We start from the raw sequence: 22,164 nt of genomic DNA on the forward strand, positions 1-22,164 counted from the left end.
TTTAGATTAAACGTTTGCAATGCTCATAATATCCGCAAATACCCCCGCAGCCGTTACACCCGCACCGGCTCCGTAGCCTTGTATCATCATCGGATATTCCTTATAGCGTGCCGTGGTCAGCAGGATGATGTTATTGCTGCCTTCCAGCCCGTAGAACGGATGGTTGGCGCCGACTTCCTGCAAACCGACAGATGCTTTGCCATTTTCCAGTTTGGCTACGAAACGCCAATGCTTGTTCTCGGCTTCCAACACCTTGCGGCGGGCTTCGAAATCGGCATCGAGGCTCGGCACTTTCTTCCAGAAGTCATCCAGGGAGCCTTCAAAGAAGTCATCGGGCACAAAGAGGTTCTTCTCAACATCGCTCTGTTCCAAACAGTAACCGGCCTCGCGTGCCAGAATCACCAGTTTGCGGATAACATCCTTTCCGCTGAGGTCGATACGCGGATCGGGCTCGGAGTAACGTTCCTCCTGCGCCATCTTAATGGTCTTGCTGAAAGGAATGTCGGCACTGATTTTATTGAAGATATAGTTCAACGTACCGCTCAGCACGGCTTCAATCTTCAATATCTTATCACCGCTATGGATAAGGTCGTTAATGGTATTGATGATGGGGAGTCCGGCGCCTACATTGGTTTCAAACAAGTACTTCACACCGCGTTGGCGGGCAATCTGTTTCAGTTCACGGTAGTTCTCGTATTCGGAAGAAGCAGCAATCTTGTTAGCAGCCACTACCGAAACATTGTGCAGCAGCAAGTCCTTGTAAAGGGAAGCCACGCCTGCACTTGCCGTACAGTCCACAAAGACAGAGTTAAAGATGTTCATACCGATAATCTCATTACGCAGCGTTTCCAGAGAGCTGTCCTTTCCCTTCTCCTGCAGTTCTTCACGAAAACGTCCCAAATCGAAACCTTCGCGGCTGAACATGGCTTTGTTTGCATCGGCAATGCCCACTACATTCAGCTGCAGGCCGTTCTCCTGCATCAGCTTCTGGCGCTGGCTGTGAATTTGCTCTATCAAGCTGCCGCCTACGGTTCCTATGCCGCAGATAAAAAGATTCAGTACCTGATATTCCGACAAGAAGAAAGAATCATGGATGACATTCAGCGATTTGCGCAATGATTTGCTGTCCACTACAAACGAGATGTTGGTTTCCGAAGCACCCTGCGCACAAGCAATCACATTGATACCGTTACGCCCCAACGTACCGAACAGCTTTCCGGCAATACCCGGCGTATGCTTCATGTTCTCGCCTACGATGGCCACGGTAGCCAGGTTCTTTTCTGCCTGAATAGGAGAAATTTCTCCCATCTCTATTTCTTTGGCAAACTCCTCGTTCAGCACCTCGCAAGCCAGATCAGCATCCGCATTGCGCACACCGATAGACGTTGAATTCTCCGAAGAAGCCTGGGACACAAGGAACACACTGATGCCATTCTTTGCCAGCGCCTTGAAGATACGGTAGTTCACACCGATGACACCTACCATACCAAGGCCTTGCACTGTAATTAGGCTCGTATCATTGATGGATGAAATACCCTTGATGGCCTTGCTTTGCGGGTCGGAAACCTCTCGCTTGATGACAGTTCCCACACCCTCCGGATTGAAGGTATTCTTCACCAGAATGGGGATATTCTTGTGGCAAACCGGATAGATTGTAGGCGGATAGACCACTTTCGCACCGAAGTTACAAAGCTCCGTAGCTTCCACATAGCTCAATTCATTGATAGTGTATGCCCTGGAAATCACACGCGGGTCAGCTGTCATGAATCCGTCTACATCCGTCCAGATTTCCAGACTGTCGGCATCCAGTGCAGCAGCAATGATTGCCGCCGTATAGTCAGAGCCACCTCTACCCAGGTTCGTTACCTCTCCCGTCATTTTGTCTGTGGAGATAAAACCCGGAACCAATACGCGTTTGGGCAGGCTACTGAATGTCTCGCGCACCAACGAATTTGTCAGCTCCGTATCCAGCACATGCTTGGAATGCTTCTTTTCCGTCTTGATAAACTTGCGTGAGTCAAACCACTCCGCTCCCGTCAACTGGGCAACGATGATAGATGAAAGACGTTCGCCATAGCTCACAATCGTATCGGACGTCTTCTGCGAAAGGTCCTTTATCAGATAAATGCCCTGAAAGATGTCCTTCAGCTCGTTGAGCAGCTCACCAATCTGGCGTTGCAAGGCAACCTGCGCCTCGCCTGCCGGAATCACTTCCTTAATCATTTCCACATGACGATAGACAATCTCCCGGAACTCATTCTCGTAAGAAGCATCACCGGCTGCCGCCATTCTAGAGGTGTTTATCAACTTGTCCGTGATGCCGCCCAATGCGGACACCACCACGATAACCGGTTCATCGACTGCTTCTACAATTCTCTTGACGCTCAAAATACTGTTCACGGAACCTACGGACGTTCCGCCGAATTTCATTACTTTCATTTCTCTTTATATTGTTGAGATGGTTGATACAATGTGTCGGAAACAAGCTGCTACGGCTTGCATTGACTTTAATTAAATGGAAAAACTGCTTGAAAATGGTGTAACACGTAGAAACACAAAATACTATCCCTAACCCCTAAGGGTCATGGTCCACATGGATGTGACTGTATGTTGATAGTACTTGTTCATAGTCTCTTGTTTCTATCATTTATGATAAGTGTTGCAAAAGTAACAATAAAAACATTCAATCTATCACTTTTTGCGACTTTTTTGCGATAAAAATGCAGAAAGCCTCTAAAAAGGCAAGAAATATGCACAACTTACGGCTTACACTTTCACACTTTCCATACCTTTTTTCTGTATATCCGTTTATTCTTTTCTAACATTTTGCTATCATTCTCAATATATATCATTATATTTGCATGGAAAACATGAAAGAAAAGTGCGCATGAACCCAGAAAACACTTCCGTTTTGCTAATATACACCGGTGGAACTATCGGAATGATAGAGAATGCAGAAACCGGCGCCCTGGAAAGCTTCAACTTCGAGCAGTTGCAGAAACATGTTCCCGAACTTCAGAGATTTGCGTTCCGTATCGACACTTATCAATTCGACCCGCCCATGGATTCCTCGGACATGGACCCCGATGCCTGGCGCAAACTGGTACGCATCATCAGCAACAACTACAACCAATATACAGGCTTCGTCATCCTGCATGGCACAGACACCATGGCCTACACAGCTTCTGCACTCAGCTTCATGCTTGAAGGGCTGAACAAGCCCGTCATCCTAACCGGCTCGCAACTGCCCATTGGCGTGCTCCGCACAGACGGCAAGGAAAACCTGCTGACCAGCATCGAAATAGCCACCGACCGCCACTCCAACGGACAGCCCATCGTACCCGAAGTCTGCATCTTCTTCGAAAACCACCTGATGCGCGGCAACCGTACCACCAAAATGAACGCGGAGAACTTCAATGCTTTCCGTTCCTTCAATTATCCGGTACTCGCTTCCGCCGGTATACATATTAAATATAATAATGTGCAAATTCATACGCACGGCACTCCCCACGAACTGGAGCCTCATTATCTGCTTGATACCAACATCGCCATACTGAAGCTTTTTCCAGGTATTCAGGAAAATGTCGTGGCAGCCATACTTGCCACTAAAGGACTGAAGGCCGTAGTCCTCGAAACCTACGGTTCCGGCAACGCTCCCCGAAAGGAATGGTTTCTACGCCGCCTGCATGATGCCTGCGAACAAGGCATCATCATTGTCAACGTCACCCAATGCAGTGCCGGCACTGTTGAAATGGAGCGCTATGAAACCGGTTACCAACTGATGCAGGCAGGAGTTGTCTGCGGATATGACAGCACAACGGAATCTGCCGTAACCAAGCTGATGTTCCTTCTGGGGCACGATTATCCGCCTGCCGAAATACGCGAACTGATGGGACGACCGCTGGCAGGGGAAATTACCGTGTGAAGCACAACTATCACTGCACCGGGGTCAATTCTCCCGTCACAGAATCTATTATGAAACCGCTGACATTGATATCATTCGGTATCAGCGGATGATTGATAATAGCTTCCACCGTACCTTTTACCGATTTCTCCGTATCTTCGAATCCATACAGCCAAGACTCGAAATCCACTCCGCAGAAACGAATCATATCAATCGTCTCTTGCTTGATGCCCCGGGCCTTCATATGCTCTATCATCTGGGCGCTGCTCATGTGGCACGCACCGCAATCGGAGTGGGCAATAACCATCACTTCCGTCACGCCCAACTCGTAAATGGCCACCATCAGGCTACGAATGACACTACCGAACGGATGTGAAATGATTCCACCCGCATTCTTTATCATCTTCACATCGCCGTTCTTGATGCCCAAGGCTGCCGGCAGTAAAGCGGTCAAACGGGTATCCATACAAGAGAGGATGGCAATCTTCTTATCCGGGTATTTATTCGTGATGTATTTCTCATACCCCTTCTCGGCTACAAAACGCTTGTTGTATGCAAGAATATCTTCTATCATGGCTTTTATAACATGTTATTGTTTTCTACTCACAAAAATAAAAAAACTCTATGGGAGTCTGCAAGCCCTGCATCGAAAAATTGTACCTTTGGGCAATCATTTTAGAAGAGAATGCACAACTATGGCTAAAGAGAAGACGGTTTATGTATGCAGCAACTGCGGACAAGACTCTCCCAAATGGGTAGGCAAGTGTCCGTCGTGCGGAATGTGGAACACGTATGTGGAAGAGGTGGTACGGAAAGAAGTGGTGAACAAGCGTCCCGTATCGGGCATAGAGACCGCCAAAGCCAAACCCATAACCCTCCATGAAATTGTAGCCGATGACGAACCGCGCATTGACCTCCATGATGCCGAACTGAACCGGGTACTAGGTGGTGGTCTTGTACAAGGATCTCTTGTTTTGATTGGCGGCGAACCGGGCATCGGGAAATCCACCCTGGTGCTACAAACCGTACTCCGTATACCGGAGAAACGTATCCTCTACGTCTCCGGCGAAGAAAGTACCCGTCAGTTGAAACTGCGTGCCGACCGTTTGACAAGTGCTTCCAGTGATTGCCTCATCGTGTGCGAAACTTCCCTGGAACAGATTTACGTCCATATCAAGAACATCCGCCCGGACATCGTCATCATCGACTCCATACAGACGATTTCTACCGAAACCCTTGAATCGTCGCCGGGGAGTATTGCCCAGGTACGGGAATGTTCCGCCTCCATCCTGCGCTTTGCCAAGGAAACGCATACGGCGGTTATCCTCATCGGGCATATTAATAAGGAAGGAAGCATAGCCGGCCCCAAGGTACTGGAACATATCGTGGATACCGTACTCCAGTTCGAGGGCGACCAGCACTACATGTACCGCATCCTGCGTAGCATCAAGAACCGCTTCGGAAGCACTGCCGAACTGGGTATTTACGAAATGCGGCAAGATGGATTACGGCAGGTGAGCAACCCATCCGAACTGCTGCTGAGCCAAGACCATGAAGGTATGAGCGGCATAGCCATCGCCTCCGCGATAGAAGGTATCAGACCGTTCCTCATCGAGACGCAGGCATTGGTCAGCAGTGCCGTATATGGTAACCCACAACGCTCTGCCACAGGGTTCGACATCCGCCGCATGAATATGCTGCTGGCCGTATTGGAAAAACGTGTAGGCTTCAAGCTGGCACAGAAAGACGTCTTTCTCAACATTGCCGGCGGATTGAAAGTGAACGACCCGGCAATAGACCTTGCCGTCATCAGCTCTATCCTCTCCAGCAACATGGACACGGCCATAGAGCCGGAGGTGTGCATGGCGGGAGAAATAGGTCTGTCAGGTGAAATCCGCCCAGTGAACCGCATAGAGCAGCGCATCGGAGAAGCAGAGAAACTTGGATTCAAGCGATTCATACTTCCCAAGTATAATATGCAAGGACTGAACACGAAGAAGATTAAAATGGAATTGATACCGGTACGGAAGGTGGAAGAAGCATTCCGTGCCCTATTCGGATAATCATTATGATACAAGAATACCAACTGCGCGTATTGCCCGAAGTAGCGGCAAACGAGCAACGCCTGAAAGAGTACTTAGTACATGAGAAAGGACTGAATGCACGGGAGATAACAGCAACGCGCATCTTGAAGCGCAGTATCGATGCCCGCCAACGGACCATCTACGTCAACCTCAACGTGCGTGCCTACTTGAACGAAATGCCAAAAGAGGATGAATACCAACATACCTTATATAATAATGTAGAAGGAAAGCCCCAAGTGATAGTGGTAGGTGCCGGCCCCGGAGGACTTTTTGCCGCCCTGCGACTGATAGAGCTGGGGCTGCGCCCCGTCATTGTGGAACGTGGAAAGGACGTACGAGAACGCAAGAAAGACCTGGCGCAAATCAGCCGCCAGCAACTCGTTAACCCGGAGTCCAATTACAGCTTCGGAGAGGGAGGTGCCGGAGCCTACTCGGATGGCAAGCTGTACACACGCAGCAAAAAGCGCGGCAATGTAGACAAGATTCTGAATGTCTTCTGCCAACATGGAGCCTCCACTTCCATACTGGTAGATGCACATCCGCACATAGGTACGGACAAACTGCCGCGTGTTATTGAAAACATGCGGAACACTATCATCCAGTGCGGTGGCGAAGTCCACTTTGAAACACGCATGGACGCCCTGCTCATAGAGAAGGATGAAGTCAAAGGCATTGAAACAAATACCGGCAAGACTTTCCTTGGCCCGGTGATACTTGCCACCGGTCACTCTGCCCGGGACGTATACCGCTGGCTTGCCGCCAACAATGTAGAGATTGAAGCTAAAGGCATTGCCGTAGGCGTACGACTGGAACACCCTGCCACCTTGATAGACCAAATACAATATCACAACCGGAACGGACGGGGAAAATATCTGCCTGCCGCCGAATATAGTTTTGTAAACCAAGTGGACGGACGAGGAGTATATAGCTTTTGCATGTGTCCCGGCGGCTTCGTTGTGCCCGCCGCCAGCGGTCCCGAGCAGATTGTAGTCAACGGGATGAGTCCCAGCAACCGCGGTTCCCGTTGGAGCAATTCGGGAATGGTGGTAGAGCTACGCCCGGAAGACTTGGAGCAATTTACTATTGACAATTTACAATTTACAATTGCTATGCAGCACGACAGCGCAGCCAATTGTCAATTGTCAACTGCCAATTCTCCATTGAGTATGATGCATTTTCAAGAGTATCTAGAGTACCTCTGCTGGCAACAAGGCAATATGAAGCAGACAGCACCGGCACAGAGAATGGTGGACTTCACCAAGAAGAAACTAAGCTACGACCTGCCGGAAACCTCATACGCACCAGGCTTGGTATCCTCACCTCTCCACTTCTGGATGCCCTCTTTCATTGCAGAACGCCTGAGCAAAGGTTTCCAGCTATTCGGGAAATACAGCCGGGGGTTATTGACGAACGAGGCGACAATGATTGGAGTGGAAACCCGCACATCGGCACCGGTACGCATAACAAGAGACAAGGAAACACTGCAACATGTACGTATAAAAGGATTGTTCCCTTGCGGAGAAGGCGCCGGATATGCCGGAGGCATCGTTTCTGCCGGGATTGACGGCGAACGGTGTGCAGAAGCTGCAAAGGCATTCCTTGATTAAGCTGCAATATTGACATTTAAATTTTGAAATCTCACTTTTTCTCGTTTAATTTGTAAACTATTATCACACGCATGTTGTTATATTGTATTTATAGATAAATATTTATATGAGATTCATCATAAACATTGTATGCTTTCTATTCCTTTTACCCCTCATTGCCACGGCGCAAACTTATAAATACATAGGAGTAGAAAACGGATTGAGTAACCGCAGAATCTTCGACATTCAAAAGGATTCGATAGGTTACATGTGGTTCCTCACCAACGAAGGCATAGACCGGTACAATGGAAAAGACATCAAACATTATAAATTAATAGGAGAAAACAAAGAATCGAGTTCCCCCATCCATCTCGGCTGGTTGTATTTTGAAGAGAAGGGGAAGTTATGGGTCATAGGTAAAGCCGGCCGCATTTTTCAATACAACCAAGAACACGATGTGTTCAATAAAGTATATAAACTGCCCAAGACACCGGTCAATATCAGCTACGGCTATATGGACCACAATCATAGGATTTGGCTGTGCAGCAGATACAGTATCGCTCTTTACGACACACAAACCGGAGAGACCCATCAAATGCCCAATGAACTGAAAAGTAGCATTACAAGTATCGAACAAGTGGACAACGACCACTTCTTCATGACCACCAACAAGGGAGTGCGATACGTCAAACTCGAAAATGAGACATTGCAGATTGTCCCTCTTGAACCTCTTGACAAAATCCAGGCCCAAATCAGTTCACTCTATTTCCACCAAGAATCACAAAGACTTTTCATCGGTACTTTTGAAAAAGGAGTCTTTGCCTACGACATACGGCAACAACGGATTATACACTCCAATACGGATTTGAGCGATGTAAACATTGCCCGAATCAAACCTCTGAACCAGACAGAGCTATTGATAGCGACAGAAGGTATGGGTATACACAAAATCAACATGAACTCGTGTATCTCGGAACCGTACATCGTCTCCAGCTACAAAAGCCACAATGAGATGAACAGCAATAACATCAATGACATTTATATTGATGAAGAAAAGCGGATATGGATAGCCAACTACCCGGAAGGAATTACCATTATAGACAACCGGTACAAAAGCTACAACTGGATAAAGCATTCTATCGGAAACAGACAATCGCTGGTCAACGACCAGGTACACTCTGTCATTGAAGACAGTGACGGAGACCTATGGTTCGGAACAAGTAACGGAATCAGCTTTTATCAATCGAAAACCGGGCAGTGGCATTCATTCCTGAGCTCCTTCGACCATCAACTGAAAAACAAGAATCACATCTTCATTACGCTATGCGAGGTATCACCCGGCATTATTTGGGCAGGAGGATATACTTCGGGAGTATACAAAATAAATAAAAGGACACTCTCGGTAGAATATTTCTCCCCTTACCTGCTCAATCCGGACAACATTCGTCCTGACAAGTATATCCGCGACATTGTAAAAGACTCCAAAGGATATATCTGGTCCGGAGGGTTCTATAATCTGAAGTGCTTCGATTTGTCCCTGAATTCCGTCCGTCTGTATCCCGGAATAAATTCCGTCACCGCCATTACAGAAAAGGATGACGGACACATGTGGATTGGGACAAGTGCCGGACTGTATCTGCTGGACAAAGAGTCGGGTAGATTCCAATATGTCGCCTTGCAGGAAGAGATGACCTACATCAACACACTTTACCAAGCGGAAGACCTCTCTCTATATATAGGAACAAACGGCTCCGGAGTGGTTGTCTACAACGCAAAGGACAGTACGTTCAAGCATTATCACAAGGACAATTGTGCCTTGATTTCAAACAACATCTACACCATACTCCCCGAGTCGGACGGGCATATCCTGATGAGTACCGAAAACGGAATCAGCTGTTTCCACCCTACGGAGAAGACATTCCACAACTGGACTAAAGAGCAAGGGCTGATGTCCTCCTGCTTCAGTGCCTCTTCCGGAACGCTACGCAAGAACAAGGGTTTTGTCTTTGGCAGCACAGACGGAGCCATCGAGTTTCCCGAAGGAACCCGTTTGCCCAAGTACATCTACTCTCCTATGATACTCAGCGATTTTCAGATACTCTATCAGACAGTCTTTCCCGGCAGTCCGAATTCCCCCTTGAAGGAAAACATCAACCAGACAGACCGGTTAAAGCTGAAATATAACCAGAACACTTTTTCCCTCAGTATTTCATCCATCAATTATGACGCGCCGGACAATGTCACTTTCTACTGGAAGCTGGAAGGCTTTTACGATGACTGGAACCGCCTGGGTGAAGAAGGGCATCTCCGCTTCACCAACCTTGCCTCGGGCGATTACAAACTTTACATACGGGCGGTATCCAAGGAAGAGCCTTATCTTTATTTTGAAGAGCGAAGCATCGACATCAGCATTGCGCGCCCCGTCTGGTTCAGTTTTTGGGCCATAGCCTGCTATGTCCTGCTGACAGTACTGATGTCCGTTGTCGGTTTCCGTGTCATGGCACTGAGAAAACAGAAAAAGATATCCGATGAGAAAACCCGTTTCTTTGTCAATACCGCGCATGATATCCGCACGCCATTGACACTGATAAAGGCACCTCTGGAAGAAATGCTTGAAAACAAGACACTGAACGAAGCCGAGACCAACAATATGCACATGGCACTGAGAAATGTCAACTCCCTCCTGCGCATGACTACCAATCTGATAAACTTTGAACGGGCAGAAGTATATTCCCCTCATCTGTACATAGCAGAATATGAATTGAATACTTACATCAAGGAGATATACAACAATTTCCAGACCTATGCCACCATAAAACATATCACTTTCAGATACGAAAGCAATTTCAGCTACATGAATGTATGGTTCGACAAAGAGAAGATGGACTCTATCCTGGAAAATGTCATATCCAATGCTCTGAAGTATACTCCCCAAAATGGCGATATACTCATTTCTGTTTATGACATGAAAAGCTCCTGGAGACTAGAAGTCAAAGATAATGGAATAGGAATTCCCGCCAAAGAACAAAGAAAACTGTTCAAGATGCACTTCCGTGGAACAAATGCCATCAACTCCAAAATAACGGGAAGCGGTATCGGTCTGATGCTGGTGCGGAAGCTGGTAAGCCTGCACAATGGAAAAATATACATTGAGAGCACCGAATGCCAAGGCAGTACTGTCAGAATCATCCTTCCCAAAGAGAAAGAACAGTTCAAGAACTTCACTCTGTCCGTTAAGGATAAGAAGACCTTCTATGAACCGGATGTCCCCACCGTTCCTTTGAAACTTGCCGGAGAACTCCGGACTGAAGACAATGACAAACTGCATCGCATCTTGATTGTAGAAGACAATGACGAGCTGCGCAACTATCTCTTCCAGTCGTTCTCTCCGATTTACAATGTACAAGTATGCAACAACGGCAAGGAAGCGCTGACCATTGTAAAACAATTCTGGCCGGGACTGATTCTTTCCGACATCATGATGCCGGAAATGCGAGGCGACGAATTATGCATCGCCATCAAGAACGATATTGAAACATCCCACATCCCGGTAGTACTGCTGACGGCACTGGGAGATGAAAAGAACATTCTCGAAGGACTCCATATCGGTGCGGACGAATATATTGTAAAACCTTTCAGCATAAACATACTGAAAGCCAGCATTGCCAATCTGCTTGCCAACCGCGCATTGCTGCGCAAGAGATATGCGAATTTGGAAATCAATACAGAAGAAGAGCCCTCCACAACTACCACTTGCTCCAACAGTCTCGACTGGAAATTCATGTCGAATGTAAAGAGACATATCGAGGAGAACATGGATAATCCCGATTTCACAGTGGACGTATTGTGCTCGCTCCTGAATATGAGCCGTACCAGTTTCTACAGTAAACTGAAAGCGCTGACCGGCCAGGCACCGGCAGATTTCGTACGGAATATCCGTTTGAAACATGCTGCCGAGCTATTGAAAGAAGGGAAATATTCCGTGACTGAAGTAGCAGAAAGAACCGGTTTCTGCGATGGGAAATACTTCCGGGAAGTCTTTAAGAAATATTTCAATGTCAGCCCCAGCCAATATGCGAAAGGAGACACTCCCCGTTCCCCAAAAGGAGAGGGAGAATAGTTCTGCATAGGAGAATTTTTCATTTTGCAGCCCCGCACAGACAAACCCTAAAAAATAATCCGTATTTTTGCAGAAACAAAAAAACGAGAATGACTCCTGAAATAGCAATCGTCGACTCCAACACCCTCTCCTGTCTGGGACTGCAGAACTTGCTGGAGGAAATCATCCCGACAGCCATCATCCGCTCTTTCCGTTCCTTTGGCGAACTGATGGATGATACGCCTGACATGTATGTGCATTATTTCATCTCTTCACAGATTTACTTCGAGCATACCGCTTTCTTTCTGGAGCGCAAGCCCAAAACCATTGTGCTGGTCAATGGTGAAACCGTCCCCCAACTGTCGGGCATGCCGACGCTAAACATCTATCAGGACGAACAAAATCTGGCAAAAAACATTCTGCAGCTGCGCCAATACGGAAACCAATACAGACAAAACCACGGAAAGCCGGCACCCGCCAGACACTCGGATATGGCAATAAATACAGCCGCCGGGCACGACCTTTCCGCCCGCGAAATAGAAGTGCTGGTGCTGATTACCAAAGGTCTCATCAACAAGGAGATTGCCGACAAACTGAACATCAGCCTGACCACCGTCATCTCACACCGCAAGAATATCACCGAGAAGCTGGGTATCAAGTCCGTGTCCGGGCTGACTATCTATGCCGTGATGCACGGATATGTGGAAGCGGACAGAATATAATCCTACAACCGGATACATCAGAAGCGAAGTCTTTTCAGAAAAACTTCGCCCCAATTAGTGTGCTAATGTGCTAACATCTAATCGTTCCTCCGTGGGGTAAAAATCGTTCCACCATGGTGGAACGATTTTTACCCCACGGAGGAACGATATTTTCCGCATGATGGAACGATTTAAGATTAGCACTCCAGGAACGAAATCCTAATAAATGAGGATTGTCCCTTCCGCAAGAATCCCTTTACTTTGCAGGCGCTAAAAAACCAGTTTATGAATAGATATAGAATTTTGACCGGTATCTTCTGCCTCCTGGCAACCGGCAACGTACTTGCCGAAGAGGCAGACACCTTGAAAGTGGTGGATGTAGAGGAAATAACCGTCATTGCCGCCCCCAAAGAAAACCGGAAACTGCGCGAGCAGCCCGCCGCCGTCACCCTGCTTTCGCAGCAGGACATGCAGAACGCACAGGTGAACTCCATCAAGAATCTGACATCCGTAGTGCCCAATATGTTTATCCCCGACTACGGCTCGCGACTGACTTCGGCAGTCTATATCCGCGGCATCGGCTCGCGCATCAACACTCCCTCCGTAGGACTTTATGTAGACAATATACCTTATATAGACAAGTCAGCCTTCGACTTCAGCTATGCCGACGTAGAGCGCATCGACGTGCTACGCGGTCCGCAGGGCACGCTCTACGGGCGCAATGCCATGGGCGGATTGATTAAGGTGCACACCAAATCGCCCTTCTCCTACCAGGGGACGGACTTCCGCATGGGGGCAGGTACGTACAATGCCTATAATACCTCGCTGACCCACTATCACCGCCTTTCGGAACGGTTCGCCTTTTCCACCGGAGGTTTTTACGATTATCAAGGAGGATTCTTCCGCAACACGGTGAGGGACGAGAAAGCGGACAAGGGGCAATCGGCAGGCGGACGCATCCGCGCCATCTACCTCCCCTCGGACAACTGGAAGGTGGACCTAAACATCAACTACGAATACAGCGACCAGGGTGGCTACCCGTATTTCTACCAAGGCAGCCTAGCCCCCGAAGCACAGAGCGAGCCGCTGAAGCCCTACATCGGAAAAATCTCCAATAACGCCCGTAGCAACTACTACCGCAACCTGCTGAACACGGGTCTGAACCTGGAATACCAGGCACAGCACTTCACGTTGAGCATGGTCACCGGCTACCAGTTTCTAAAGGACTGCATGGACATAGACCAAGACTTCACCGCCAACGACATCTATACCCTGCAACAGAAACAACGCTCCCACGCACTGAGCGAGGAAATCATCTTGAAGAGTAAAAGCGGCAGCCGCTGGCAATGGACCACCGGCGCCTTCGGCTTCTACCAATGGCTGAATACGGAAGCTCCCGTCACTTTCAGGGAAGCCGGAATGGGGATGCTGAACCAGATGTTGGGCAGTGTCATCCCATCGCAAATACAAGTAGAGATGGGACCGTCCATGAGTATGAATATCCTGCCCTCACTGGGCATCAGCAGCCGGACCATGCCCATCGGGGGCAGTTTCGACACTCCGCTGCTGAATGGGGCACTCTTTCATCAATCCACCTTCAGAGATTTATTCGGGCTGAAAGGAGTGTCGTTCACTGCCGGGTTACGCCTGGATTATGAGCGTATGAAGATGGATTACAACTCCGGCACCAGCCTGGACTACAAGGTGGGCATCAAGGGAGAAATGAAGCGGGGCGACGTCGTCATCCGCGAAATAGAGATGATGCCGGAGACGGCGCTGACCGTAGAGTCGCGCTACCAAGGAAACATTGATAAGGATTATCTTCAGCTGTTGCCCAAGTTTGCTTTGCAGTATGACTTTGCGCGAAACAGAGGAAATGTATATGCAGCGGTCAGCAAAGGTTACCGTTCGGGAGGCTACAACGTGCAGATGTTCTCCGACTTGCTGCAATCCAGTTTGAAGAATGACATGATGCGGCAAAGCAAAGAGGCGATTATGCCCAACGTGCCGGATGCCTACAAAGAGCTGGTGGGCAAATACTTCCCCGATGCGGGAGAGAATCCGGATGCAAAATCCGCCACCGTCTACAAGCCCGAACAGACCTGGAACTACGAAATAGGAACACACTTGAATCTGCTGGACGGACGTCTGCATGCCGACGCCGCCATCTTCTGGCTGGAAACCCGCGACCAGCAGATTTCACGCTTCGCCCCAAGCGGACTGGGACGCGAAACGGCAAATGCCGGCAAAAGCCGCAGCCAGGGGGCAGAGGTTGCCTTGACGGCTGCCGTTGCTACGGACTTCACGCTGAATGCAAGTTATGGTTATACCTATGCCACCTTTAAGGATTACATCACCAACGAGAAAGTGAATGGGGAGCTTCAGGAAATCAGCTACAACGGCAAGTACGTACCCTTTGTTCCCAAGCATACCATGAACGTGGGCGGTCAGTACATCTTCCGCATCCGTCCGGGGCACTGGCTGGACCGCATCCAGCTGAATGCCAACTACACCGGTGCCGGACGCATCTACTGGACCGAAGAGAACAGCGTAAGCCAAGCCTTCTACGGCACGCTGAACGGACGCATCAGTTTCCAGAAAGGACATGGGCAGATTGATTTCTGGGTGCGCAATGCACTGGACAAAGAGTATGCTTCGTTCTATTTTGAGAGTATGGGGAACGGATTTATGCAGAAAGGACGGCCTGTGCAGGCGGGAATAGAGTTGAGGTGCAGGTTCTGATTGGAGAGCTTTGTCCCTCCGAAAGTAAAGGAAAATAGAAACGGTCGTTCGGGTACTTACACATTGCATACCCGAACGACCGTTTCTATGTTTCTATCTGACAGAGGAGAAGTTATCCTCTATGTACCCAGTTTTCAATTTCAATATTAGGTATTCTTTCCAGATGTTTCTTGTTTTCAGTAACCATTATCATTTGGTTAGCCACCGCTGTACATCCTATAAATAAGTCCAAATCCTCAATGGGAGTTCCTTGACTATATAAGGCAGCCTTACTCCGGGCATAACAACATAAAGCCGAGGACAAAGGTATTACCTTGATATCTTGGCAGAAATCAGTAACAAGCTGCAAGTTTCTCTCCACATTATTACTTCGCTCTGCACCGAACAACAACTCTGCTACCGTAACCTCCGAAATGCAACAATGTTCCCAGCCCACCTTTTCAATATGTTCGTCTACTCCAAATTTCTGACGCATGAAGTGAACACAAATATTAGATCAAGCAAATATCGTTTCATTCGTCAAAGGGGCTAAAGTTTTCTTCTTTTCGAGAAAGGCGTGATGCATATATATCATCATTGATTTCATCAGAATCACGATTGTCCTTCCAACTACCGGCATACTTTGCAAGCATACGCTTAGTCAGCAATTTGCTATCTGCCGCTGTCGGAATGGAATGACTATTCTTATTCAAAACCTCCTTCATATATTTTCTGAGGCTCTCCAATGCAGTACTGCTATTGATATTGACTATCTCACGAATCAACTCCAATTTTCCGGCTTCCAACTCCAAACTACTCATAATCAATTCCTCCTTTTAAAAGTTCAACTACAAAGTTACATTTTCCTACTGAATATGGAAAAGTTACAAAGCTTTTTTATTCATTGATAGCTCCGCAATGTGGGCAGACTCCCTTCTCCCTCAGTTTCTGCCCGCATCTGCCGCAACGATAGCGTGAAGCCAGCAGCGAAATGCGAAGCCTTTTGAGGAATACCCATACAAAAGCGGTCAAAAACAAGTATCCGACGTAGATAGATGTAGTCAGGATAAAGAAAAAATAACAGAAGATGCAGCAGGAGGCCAGTCCCAACAGATAGAATACGGCCGCCGCCGGACTTAACTGGCGAAACAAATCGTCGAGTACCGCCAGCAACACCACTATAAACAGCCAGATACCCATCAGAAAAGCAGAAAGCACAAGCGGTACCTTGAACGGCGACAAGGTAGGATTAAAATAGAAGTGTTGCCACGTCTCCGGCGCAAACACTTGTATAGATTCGTAAATAGTGGCACAGAACGCCATCAGCAGACATAGCAACAACGGATAGAGACTGTCTATATCATTAAAGTACACCATCCTCAACTGCTTGCGCCGAAAAGCCCGGAACAGCCAGACTGCCACAAACAAGGCAAAAATAATGATAAAATAAGAGGCATGGGTATCACTGAACAAGTAGATGGCCTGCGAAATGCTGTCTGTAGGAACAAAGGCATGCATCATTTCGGACTCCCGCAACCAACCCTGCACTTCCTGCGAATGGGCAAGCTTCACCCATACACTATCCACACTGTCGGCAGGATGGATGGCGAACTCGGCAACCACCACGCGGTCTCCCCGATAAAGCATATTATAGCAGTCCTTCACGGGCAGACAAGCCAAATTCACAGAATCTGCCAGCACTTCCAGATTGGTATTCCAAGTATAATGCCGCTCAAAAAGATAGGCCAGCGAATCACGCGTCTCCTTAGACAGATGTTCATCTTCAAGATTAGGACGGGAATAATGGCAGGAAACTAAAGCAATGAAGCATGAAAAATAAAGAATGCAGAATAGGAGGGAACGCAGTGAACGCAAAGGATGTTTGTCCCTGCCCGCTTCCCGGTACCGGTCATTTGCCAGCCTTTCATTATGTGCCCGTTCCTCACTCCTCATTTTCAAGTCTTTATTAGTAATTCCTCATTCTTCGTCCTTCATTAAAGCGGCTCTTCATGAGCAATGACTTTCATCTGGCAATTCTTGCAATCAAAAGACAAGCGGAAACGCTTGCCGTCCGTCCCAACCAAATAATAAGGTTCCCTATAAGGAGAATGTCCTTTCTGATAGGTGGGACACCATCCCATACTGAAACGCAGGCAATGTTTGCAGAACATGAGTACAGCATCCGGAACCGCTTGTGCCTCGTAGGCAGGTGCTATAGACGAAAGTCCATGCTCACGGTAAAAACTCCGGGCAGCACTGTTCATCACATTGCCCAGATAGGTCAGTGAAGTAGCAGGGAAAGCATGGCTTGTCGGTTTCCAGACAGCCAACTCACGACGATAAGTAACACGCCGAGCCACAATCAGCCTATCTATCACCTGCCGACGCCAGTCTGCCACCACGGAAGCAGGAAGAAACCAGTTTTCAGAGAGATTGAGCCTGATACCCGACGCCTCTTCTGATAAATGCCCGGCTACCTCGAAAGGGGTATTCCCCAACTTAGCCAGTTGGCTGCGCAGATTATCCGCCTGTGGCGTGCGTGCCGGTTCTTTCGGATAAGGGAAAGAAAGTGTCACGCGGTTATCATTCTCGTCCGCAGCCGTCAGGCTAAACCCGAAAGAAGTATCTGCCAACTCCCAACAAACACCGATTTTGCGTTCGGAGGATTTACGGGTAAGGATACGTTCAAACTCCTGGTCGAAATTGCGATAAAGCCGTGTACGAGGTTTGATGCGAGGCACTTCCCCTGCCGGATAGAGTTTGTTACCATCCACCCGGTTGATACGGAAACCCTGCAAACGTCCTTGCTCGTCCAAAAAACAGACGCCGTCTCCGTTGTGGAAAGGCTTCACGCCTGCCACCGTAATATATCCACCGCGCTGTTCCTTCAAAGTGCCCATCTCCTCTCCTAAAGATTTGGGCGTATCGAATGAAGTGATTTCCCCTCCCCTGCCTTGTAGGAAGTAATGCGTGAAACCACGGCTGAAGCTCTTGTCAAGCTGCGGTTGGAAGTCGAAATGGCAAGTACCCGAAGAAGCACGGGTATATTCCTTGCGACGGGCAAAAATGGCATCGAGCTTCCTACGGTAAGCCGCCGTCACATTCTTCACATAGGTCACATCCTTCAAGCGGCCTTCTATCTTCAGCGAAGTGGCTCCGGCATCCAGCAGTTCTTCCAACACCTCGCTTTGGTTGAGGTCCTTCAAAGAAAGCAGATGCTTATTACGCACAATGGTCTTGCCATCGGCATCTACCAGACTGAAGGGTAAACGGCAGAATTGCGCACATTCCCCCCGGTTGGCACTCCGTCCGAAACAAGCCTGGCTGACATAGCACTGCCCGCTATAACTGACGCAAAGAGCCCCGTGTACAAAGACTTCGAGCGGCACATCGGGACACGCCTCATGGATACCGCGTATCTCCTGCAAAGAAAGTTCGCGTGCCAACACCACCTGACGGAAACCGGCATCGGCAAGGAAACGTACTTTCTCCGGCGTACGGTTATCCATCTGCGTACTGCCATGCAACGGAATGGGCGGCAAATTCAACCGCGTAATCCCCATATCCTGTACAATCAGTGCATCCACACCGATGCGGTACAGCTCCCAAATCATCCTCTCCGTCTCTTTCAGCTCTTCTTCTTTCAGAATGGTATTGACCGTCACATAGATACGGGCATTATACAGATGGGCATGCTCCACCAAAGCGGCAATATCCTCCAAAGAGTTGACAGCAGCCGCACGCGCACCGAACTTGGGTGCACCGATGTATACCGCATCTGCCCCATGATTCACTGCTTCTATGCCACACTCCAAATTCTTGGCAGGAGCCAGCAGCTCTATTTTACGTTGCTTTATCATCGTTTAGTTACGAGTAACTCACCCTATTTCATTAATATTATACGGCGTCTCCTGATATACAAAATAATTCAGCCAATTGGAGAACAACAGATTGGCATGGGCACGCCAACGCACCAGCACTCCTTTGTCCGGGTCATCGTCCACATAGTAGTTACGGGGTATCTCAATGGGCAGGCCCTTATTCAAGTCACGGCGATACTCTGTATCCAATGTCAGCGGGGAGTATTCCGAATGGCCGGTCACGAAGAACTCACGCCCTCCACGGGCCACCGCCATATATACACCAGCATCCTCCGACTCGGAAAGCAGCGTCAATTCCGGAACCTTCTGTATATCTTCCCGGCGCACTTCCGTGTGGCGGCTATGCGGCACATAGAACATATCATCAAATCCACGGAAAATGGGATGCAACGGTTGCAAGGTACGATGTTCAAAGATACCGAACATCTTCTTATCCAGTGCATACTTCGGCACTCCATAATGATGATAGAGCCCTGCCTGCGCCGCCCAGCAGATGTAGAGCGTAGAGGTGACATGCGTACGCGCCCAGTCGAAGATTTCAGTAATCTCATCCCAATAAGTCACCTCCTCAAAATCCATCTGCTCTACCGGAGCACCGGTGATAATCATGCCATCGTACTTTTCACCGCGCATCTTGTCGAAATCCGTATAAAATGTTTTCATGTGTTCTATCGGAGTGTTCTTGGAAGTATGGCTTTTTATCTTCATGAACGAGATTTCCACCTGAAGCGGAGTATTGGAAAGCAGACGCACCAGGTCCGTTTCCGTTGTAATCTTTAGCGGCATCAAGTTCAGAATCACGATACGCAGCGGACGGATATCCTGCTGGGTTGCCCGGGAATTGTCAATGACAAATATATTCTCCTCTTTCAGCAACTCGATAGCGGGTAGTTTATCGGGTAAATTTAAAGGCATGAGTTTATATCTATGGTTTAACTTATTACTGTCTACGATTTTAGCGTGTAAAGTTAGGCAAAAAATCAGAGTGTGATAAATAAATTATAAAAGTTTTATCGATTTATCCCTCTTCATTTAACACGTTTAATTACATTTGTACCCGAAACCTATTAAAAGTTATTAAAAAATAAGATTAAAAAGCACTGCGGCATCAAGCGTGATACTGATAATTAGCATCCAAAAGCGTAAAAGACTTTTCCATACCGGTTATAGCTCTGCTAAATCCATATTTTTAAGACAAGGTTCATTGAGTATAATTGGGAAAGCGGAAAAACCGTTGCCCCACAATAATAATATAATGAAGAAACTTATTCTTGCAAGAGGAGTCTTGGCTGCCTCTTTATTCTGCTGCATGTCCTTAGGGAATACAGCTTGTGTGAACCGGATTGACGAAGAATCAGAAGCGGAAATCGAGGAAGGGACGACACCTATCACGTTCTCTATCAAAATGGAAAAGGCCAGTACCAAGGTCACAAACACCGCCTTTGAAAAAGGAGACAGAATGGGCTTGTTTGCAACCACTTCCTCCGGCTCCATCAAGGGAAAACGGTATATTGACAATCTGGCCCTGGAATATACGGAAGGCTCCACACTGGTTCCCAAAAAGACAGTATTCTATCCGGAAGGAGATGTGTCACTGGACTTTATCAGTTACCACCCTTACCAAACCGAAGGGGTAGCTGCCGGTACACCCGTTCTTCCCGTATCTGTGCAGATAGACCAGAGCAATGAGAAAAACCGCGCACAAAGTGACTTCTTGGTAGCTAAAGCGCAAGGAATCACCAGTAAAACCAAATCTGTAACCCTGGAGTTCCAACACAAGCTGTCCAAACTGGCAATCTCTCTGACACCCGACGCAAGCAACTCTGCCAATGATTTGCTGAAAGCCAATCCGCGTATCATCGCAACCGGGCTCAAGACCTCGGCCGATTATAATCTGGAAGACGGGACTTTCAGTAATCTTACGGGGACACAAGACATCATAGCCTCCGGCGAATGGAGCGTCAAAGACAACAAACTTACCGGCAAGGAATTCATCATCATACCCCAAACGATAAATGATGGCAAGCAATCCTTCATTATGGAGTGGAGCGGACGTATATACAGTTGTGCAATACCCGAAGTGGAAATGAGTAGCAGCACGCAATGTATCATTAACATATCAGCCATGCAGAGCAACAGCAACGTACTGAGCAGTTTTGCCGGAAAAATCAAGGAATGGAGCAGCCTCCCTCCCATCGACACCGACAATATGGAAGATTACACTGCCATACATATCTCCGCTCTCTCCTTTTCTCTTTCAAATGTGTACAGAATTTATCACGAAGGGATACCCATTGCAGAAGTCTGCAAGGAATATCTCAAATCAGCGTCATTGACTTCCAGAGCCGTTATAGCCTATCCCATAGGCGAAAATGAAAAGACCGACCTGAGCAATGGAGTCATCCTACAGCTTGCAGACCGTAAAGACACCATCTGCGGAGGAAGAATAAGCTGGAATACAGACGACTATGGATTTACCTACACTAAAGGGGAATATACCGGCATAGACAAGCTCTATATAGACAATAACCATAAGCTACTTCTGGATAAACCGGAAAACGCCATCAAAGTGAATGTGGCATGCTACACCCTTCGAGACATCAGAAAAGGAGTGTCTACCGAATACCCCATTGTCAAGATTGGAGCCCAATACTGGATGGGTAAAGAGCTCCATGCCACCACCTACCGTGACGGAGCTCCCTTGAAAAAACAGAGTGACTTGGGAACAGACAAAGCCGGATATTACAAGCCGGACAAATATGACATTTATTTTTACAATGGAGAATCCATACTGGCAGGAGAGCTGGCTCCCGAGGGCTGGAAAATTCCATCGGATGCAGACTGGGAACAGCTGAAAAACTACACCGGCAACGATGCCTCCATACTAAAAGCAGGAGAATGGCAGGCAATGGTATCCGGTGAAGTTGCCCCCGTCAACAACCATACCCGGTTCAATGCTTTCCCGGTAGGAATGTGGTACAACAAAGGACACAACAGCCCCAATAAAATGACCGCCTTTTGGAGTTGGGATCATACAAAGCATACCCTTTCGGAAAGCACCATTTATTTTCTCGGCGAAAGCGACGAGTTTGTATCAAGCGCTGCCCATGTCACCGGTAAGCCCTACTATAAAGCTCTTTCCATCCGCTGTATAAAAGAATAGCCGGCAATTTCGGCATTTCTCATTT

General features: G+C 48.0%; 14 protein-coding genes. 7 read left to right on the forward strand and 7 right to left on the reverse strand.

From position 1 onward, the window contains the following. Positions 1–6: 6 nt before the first annotated feature. Positions 7–2,439 carry a bifunctional aspartate kinase/homoserine dehydrogenase I gene (gene thrA, locus DW896_RS15675; protein WP_005828504.1) on the reverse strand — a complete coding sequence of 811 codons (2,433 nt, stop codon included), beginning with the start codon at positions 2,437–2,439 and terminating at the stop codon, positions 7–9. Positions 2,440–2,887: 448 nt separating this feature from the next. Between thrA and DW896_RS15685 the strand changes: the two genes are divergently transcribed. Continuing rightward, a complete protein-coding gene (locus DW896_RS15685; protein ID WP_005834979.1) occupies positions 2,888–3,925 on the forward strand; it encodes an asparaginase in 1,038 nt (345 codons plus the stop codon). Positions 3,926–3,935: 10 nt separating this feature from the next. Here the strand turns inward: DW896_RS15685 and DW896_RS15690 are convergent, their stop codons facing one another. Beyond that, the gene (locus DW896_RS15690; protein ID WP_005834976.1) at positions 3,936–4,478 is read right to left on the reverse strand and encodes a carbonic anhydrase; all 543 of its coding nucleotides are present in this window, start codon (positions 4,476–4,478) and stop codon (positions 3,936–3,938) included. Between the two features lie 121 nt (positions 4,479–4,599). On the opposite strand from DW896_RS15690, the gene radA reads away from it, so the two are divergent. From radA to DW896_RS15715, 5 genes are all read left to right on the forward strand, one after another. Beyond that, positions 4,600–5,967, forward strand: a complete 1,368-nt coding sequence (gene radA / locus DW896_RS15695) for a DNA repair protein RadA (protein ID WP_005834974.1) — start codon at positions 4,600–4,602, stop codon at positions 5,965–5,967. Positions 5,968–5,972: 5 nt separating this feature from the next. Then, positions 5,973–7,595: an NAD(P)/FAD-dependent oxidoreductase gene (locus tag DW896_RS15700; RefSeq protein ID WP_009037246.1), complete on the forward strand. Its 1,623-nt coding sequence runs from the start codon at positions 5,973–5,975 to the stop codon at positions 7,593–7,595. Between the two features lie 106 nt (positions 7,596–7,701). Further along, a complete protein-coding gene (locus DW896_RS15705; RefSeq protein ID WP_119993539.1) occupies positions 7,702–11,694 on the forward strand; it encodes a two-component regulator propeller domain-containing protein in 3,993 nt (1,330 codons plus the stop codon). Between the two features lie 89 nt (positions 11,695–11,783). After that, positions 11,784–12,395, forward strand: coding sequence for a LuxR C-terminal-related transcriptional regulator (locus DW896_RS15710; protein WP_005828517.1), 612 nt, complete (start codon positions 11,784–11,786; stop codon positions 12,393–12,395). 264 nt (positions 12,396–12,659) lie between these two features. Continuing rightward, positions 12,660–15,116 carry a TonB-dependent receptor gene (locus DW896_RS15715; protein ID WP_117991262.1) on the forward strand — a complete coding sequence of 819 codons (2,457 nt, stop codon included), beginning with the start codon at positions 12,660–12,662 and terminating at the stop codon, positions 15,114–15,116. 112 nt (positions 15,117–15,228) lie between these two features. On the opposite strand, the gene DW896_RS15720 is transcribed toward DW896_RS15715, so the two are convergent. The 5 genes from DW896_RS15720 to metA all read right to left on the reverse strand — a co-directional run bounded on the left by DW896_RS15720 (position 15,229) and on the right by metA (position 19,891). Next, a complete protein-coding gene (locus DW896_RS15720) occupies positions 15,229–15,591 on the reverse strand; it encodes a type II toxin-antitoxin system VapC family toxin (protein ID WP_022402255.1) in 363 nt (120 codons plus the stop codon). Between the two features lie 37 nt (positions 15,592–15,628). Continuing rightward, on the reverse strand, positions 15,629–15,916 hold the full coding sequence (locus tag DW896_RS15725) for a hypothetical protein (RefSeq protein WP_005828523.1): 288 nt from the start codon (positions 15,914–15,916) through the stop codon (positions 15,629–15,631). 76 nt (positions 15,917–15,992) lie between these two features. Next, positions 15,993–17,048: a hypothetical protein gene (locus DW896_RS15730; RefSeq protein WP_005828525.1), complete on the reverse strand. Its 1,056-nt coding sequence runs from the start codon at positions 17,046–17,048 to the stop codon at positions 15,993–15,995. A gap of 41 nt (positions 17,049–17,089) precedes the next feature. Further along, positions 17,090–18,955 carry a U32 family peptidase gene (locus DW896_RS15735; protein ID WP_009037251.1) on the reverse strand — a complete coding sequence of 622 codons (1,866 nt, stop codon included), beginning with the start codon at positions 18,953–18,955 and terminating at the stop codon, positions 17,090–17,092. 18 nt (positions 18,956–18,973) lie between these two features. After that, positions 18,974–19,891, reverse strand: coding sequence for a homoserine O-succinyltransferase (gene metA / locus DW896_RS15740; protein WP_005828529.1), 918 nt, complete (start codon positions 19,889–19,891; stop codon positions 18,974–18,976). Between the two features lie 340 nt (positions 19,892–20,231). On the opposite strand from metA, the gene DW896_RS15745 reads away from it, so the two are divergent. Continuing rightward, positions 20,232–22,139 (forward strand): fimbrillin family protein, encoded by a 1,908-nt coding sequence (locus DW896_RS15745; protein ID WP_034525653.1) that lies wholly within the window; start codon positions 20,232–20,234, stop codon positions 22,137–22,139. Positions 22,140–22,164 lie beyond the last annotated feature (25 nt).

Origin of the sequence: Bacteroides sp. AM41-16 (assembly GCF_003603495.1) — a bacterium.
GTDB lineage: Bacteria > Bacteroidota > Bacteroidia > Bacteroidales > Bacteroidaceae > Bacteroides > Bacteroides uniformis.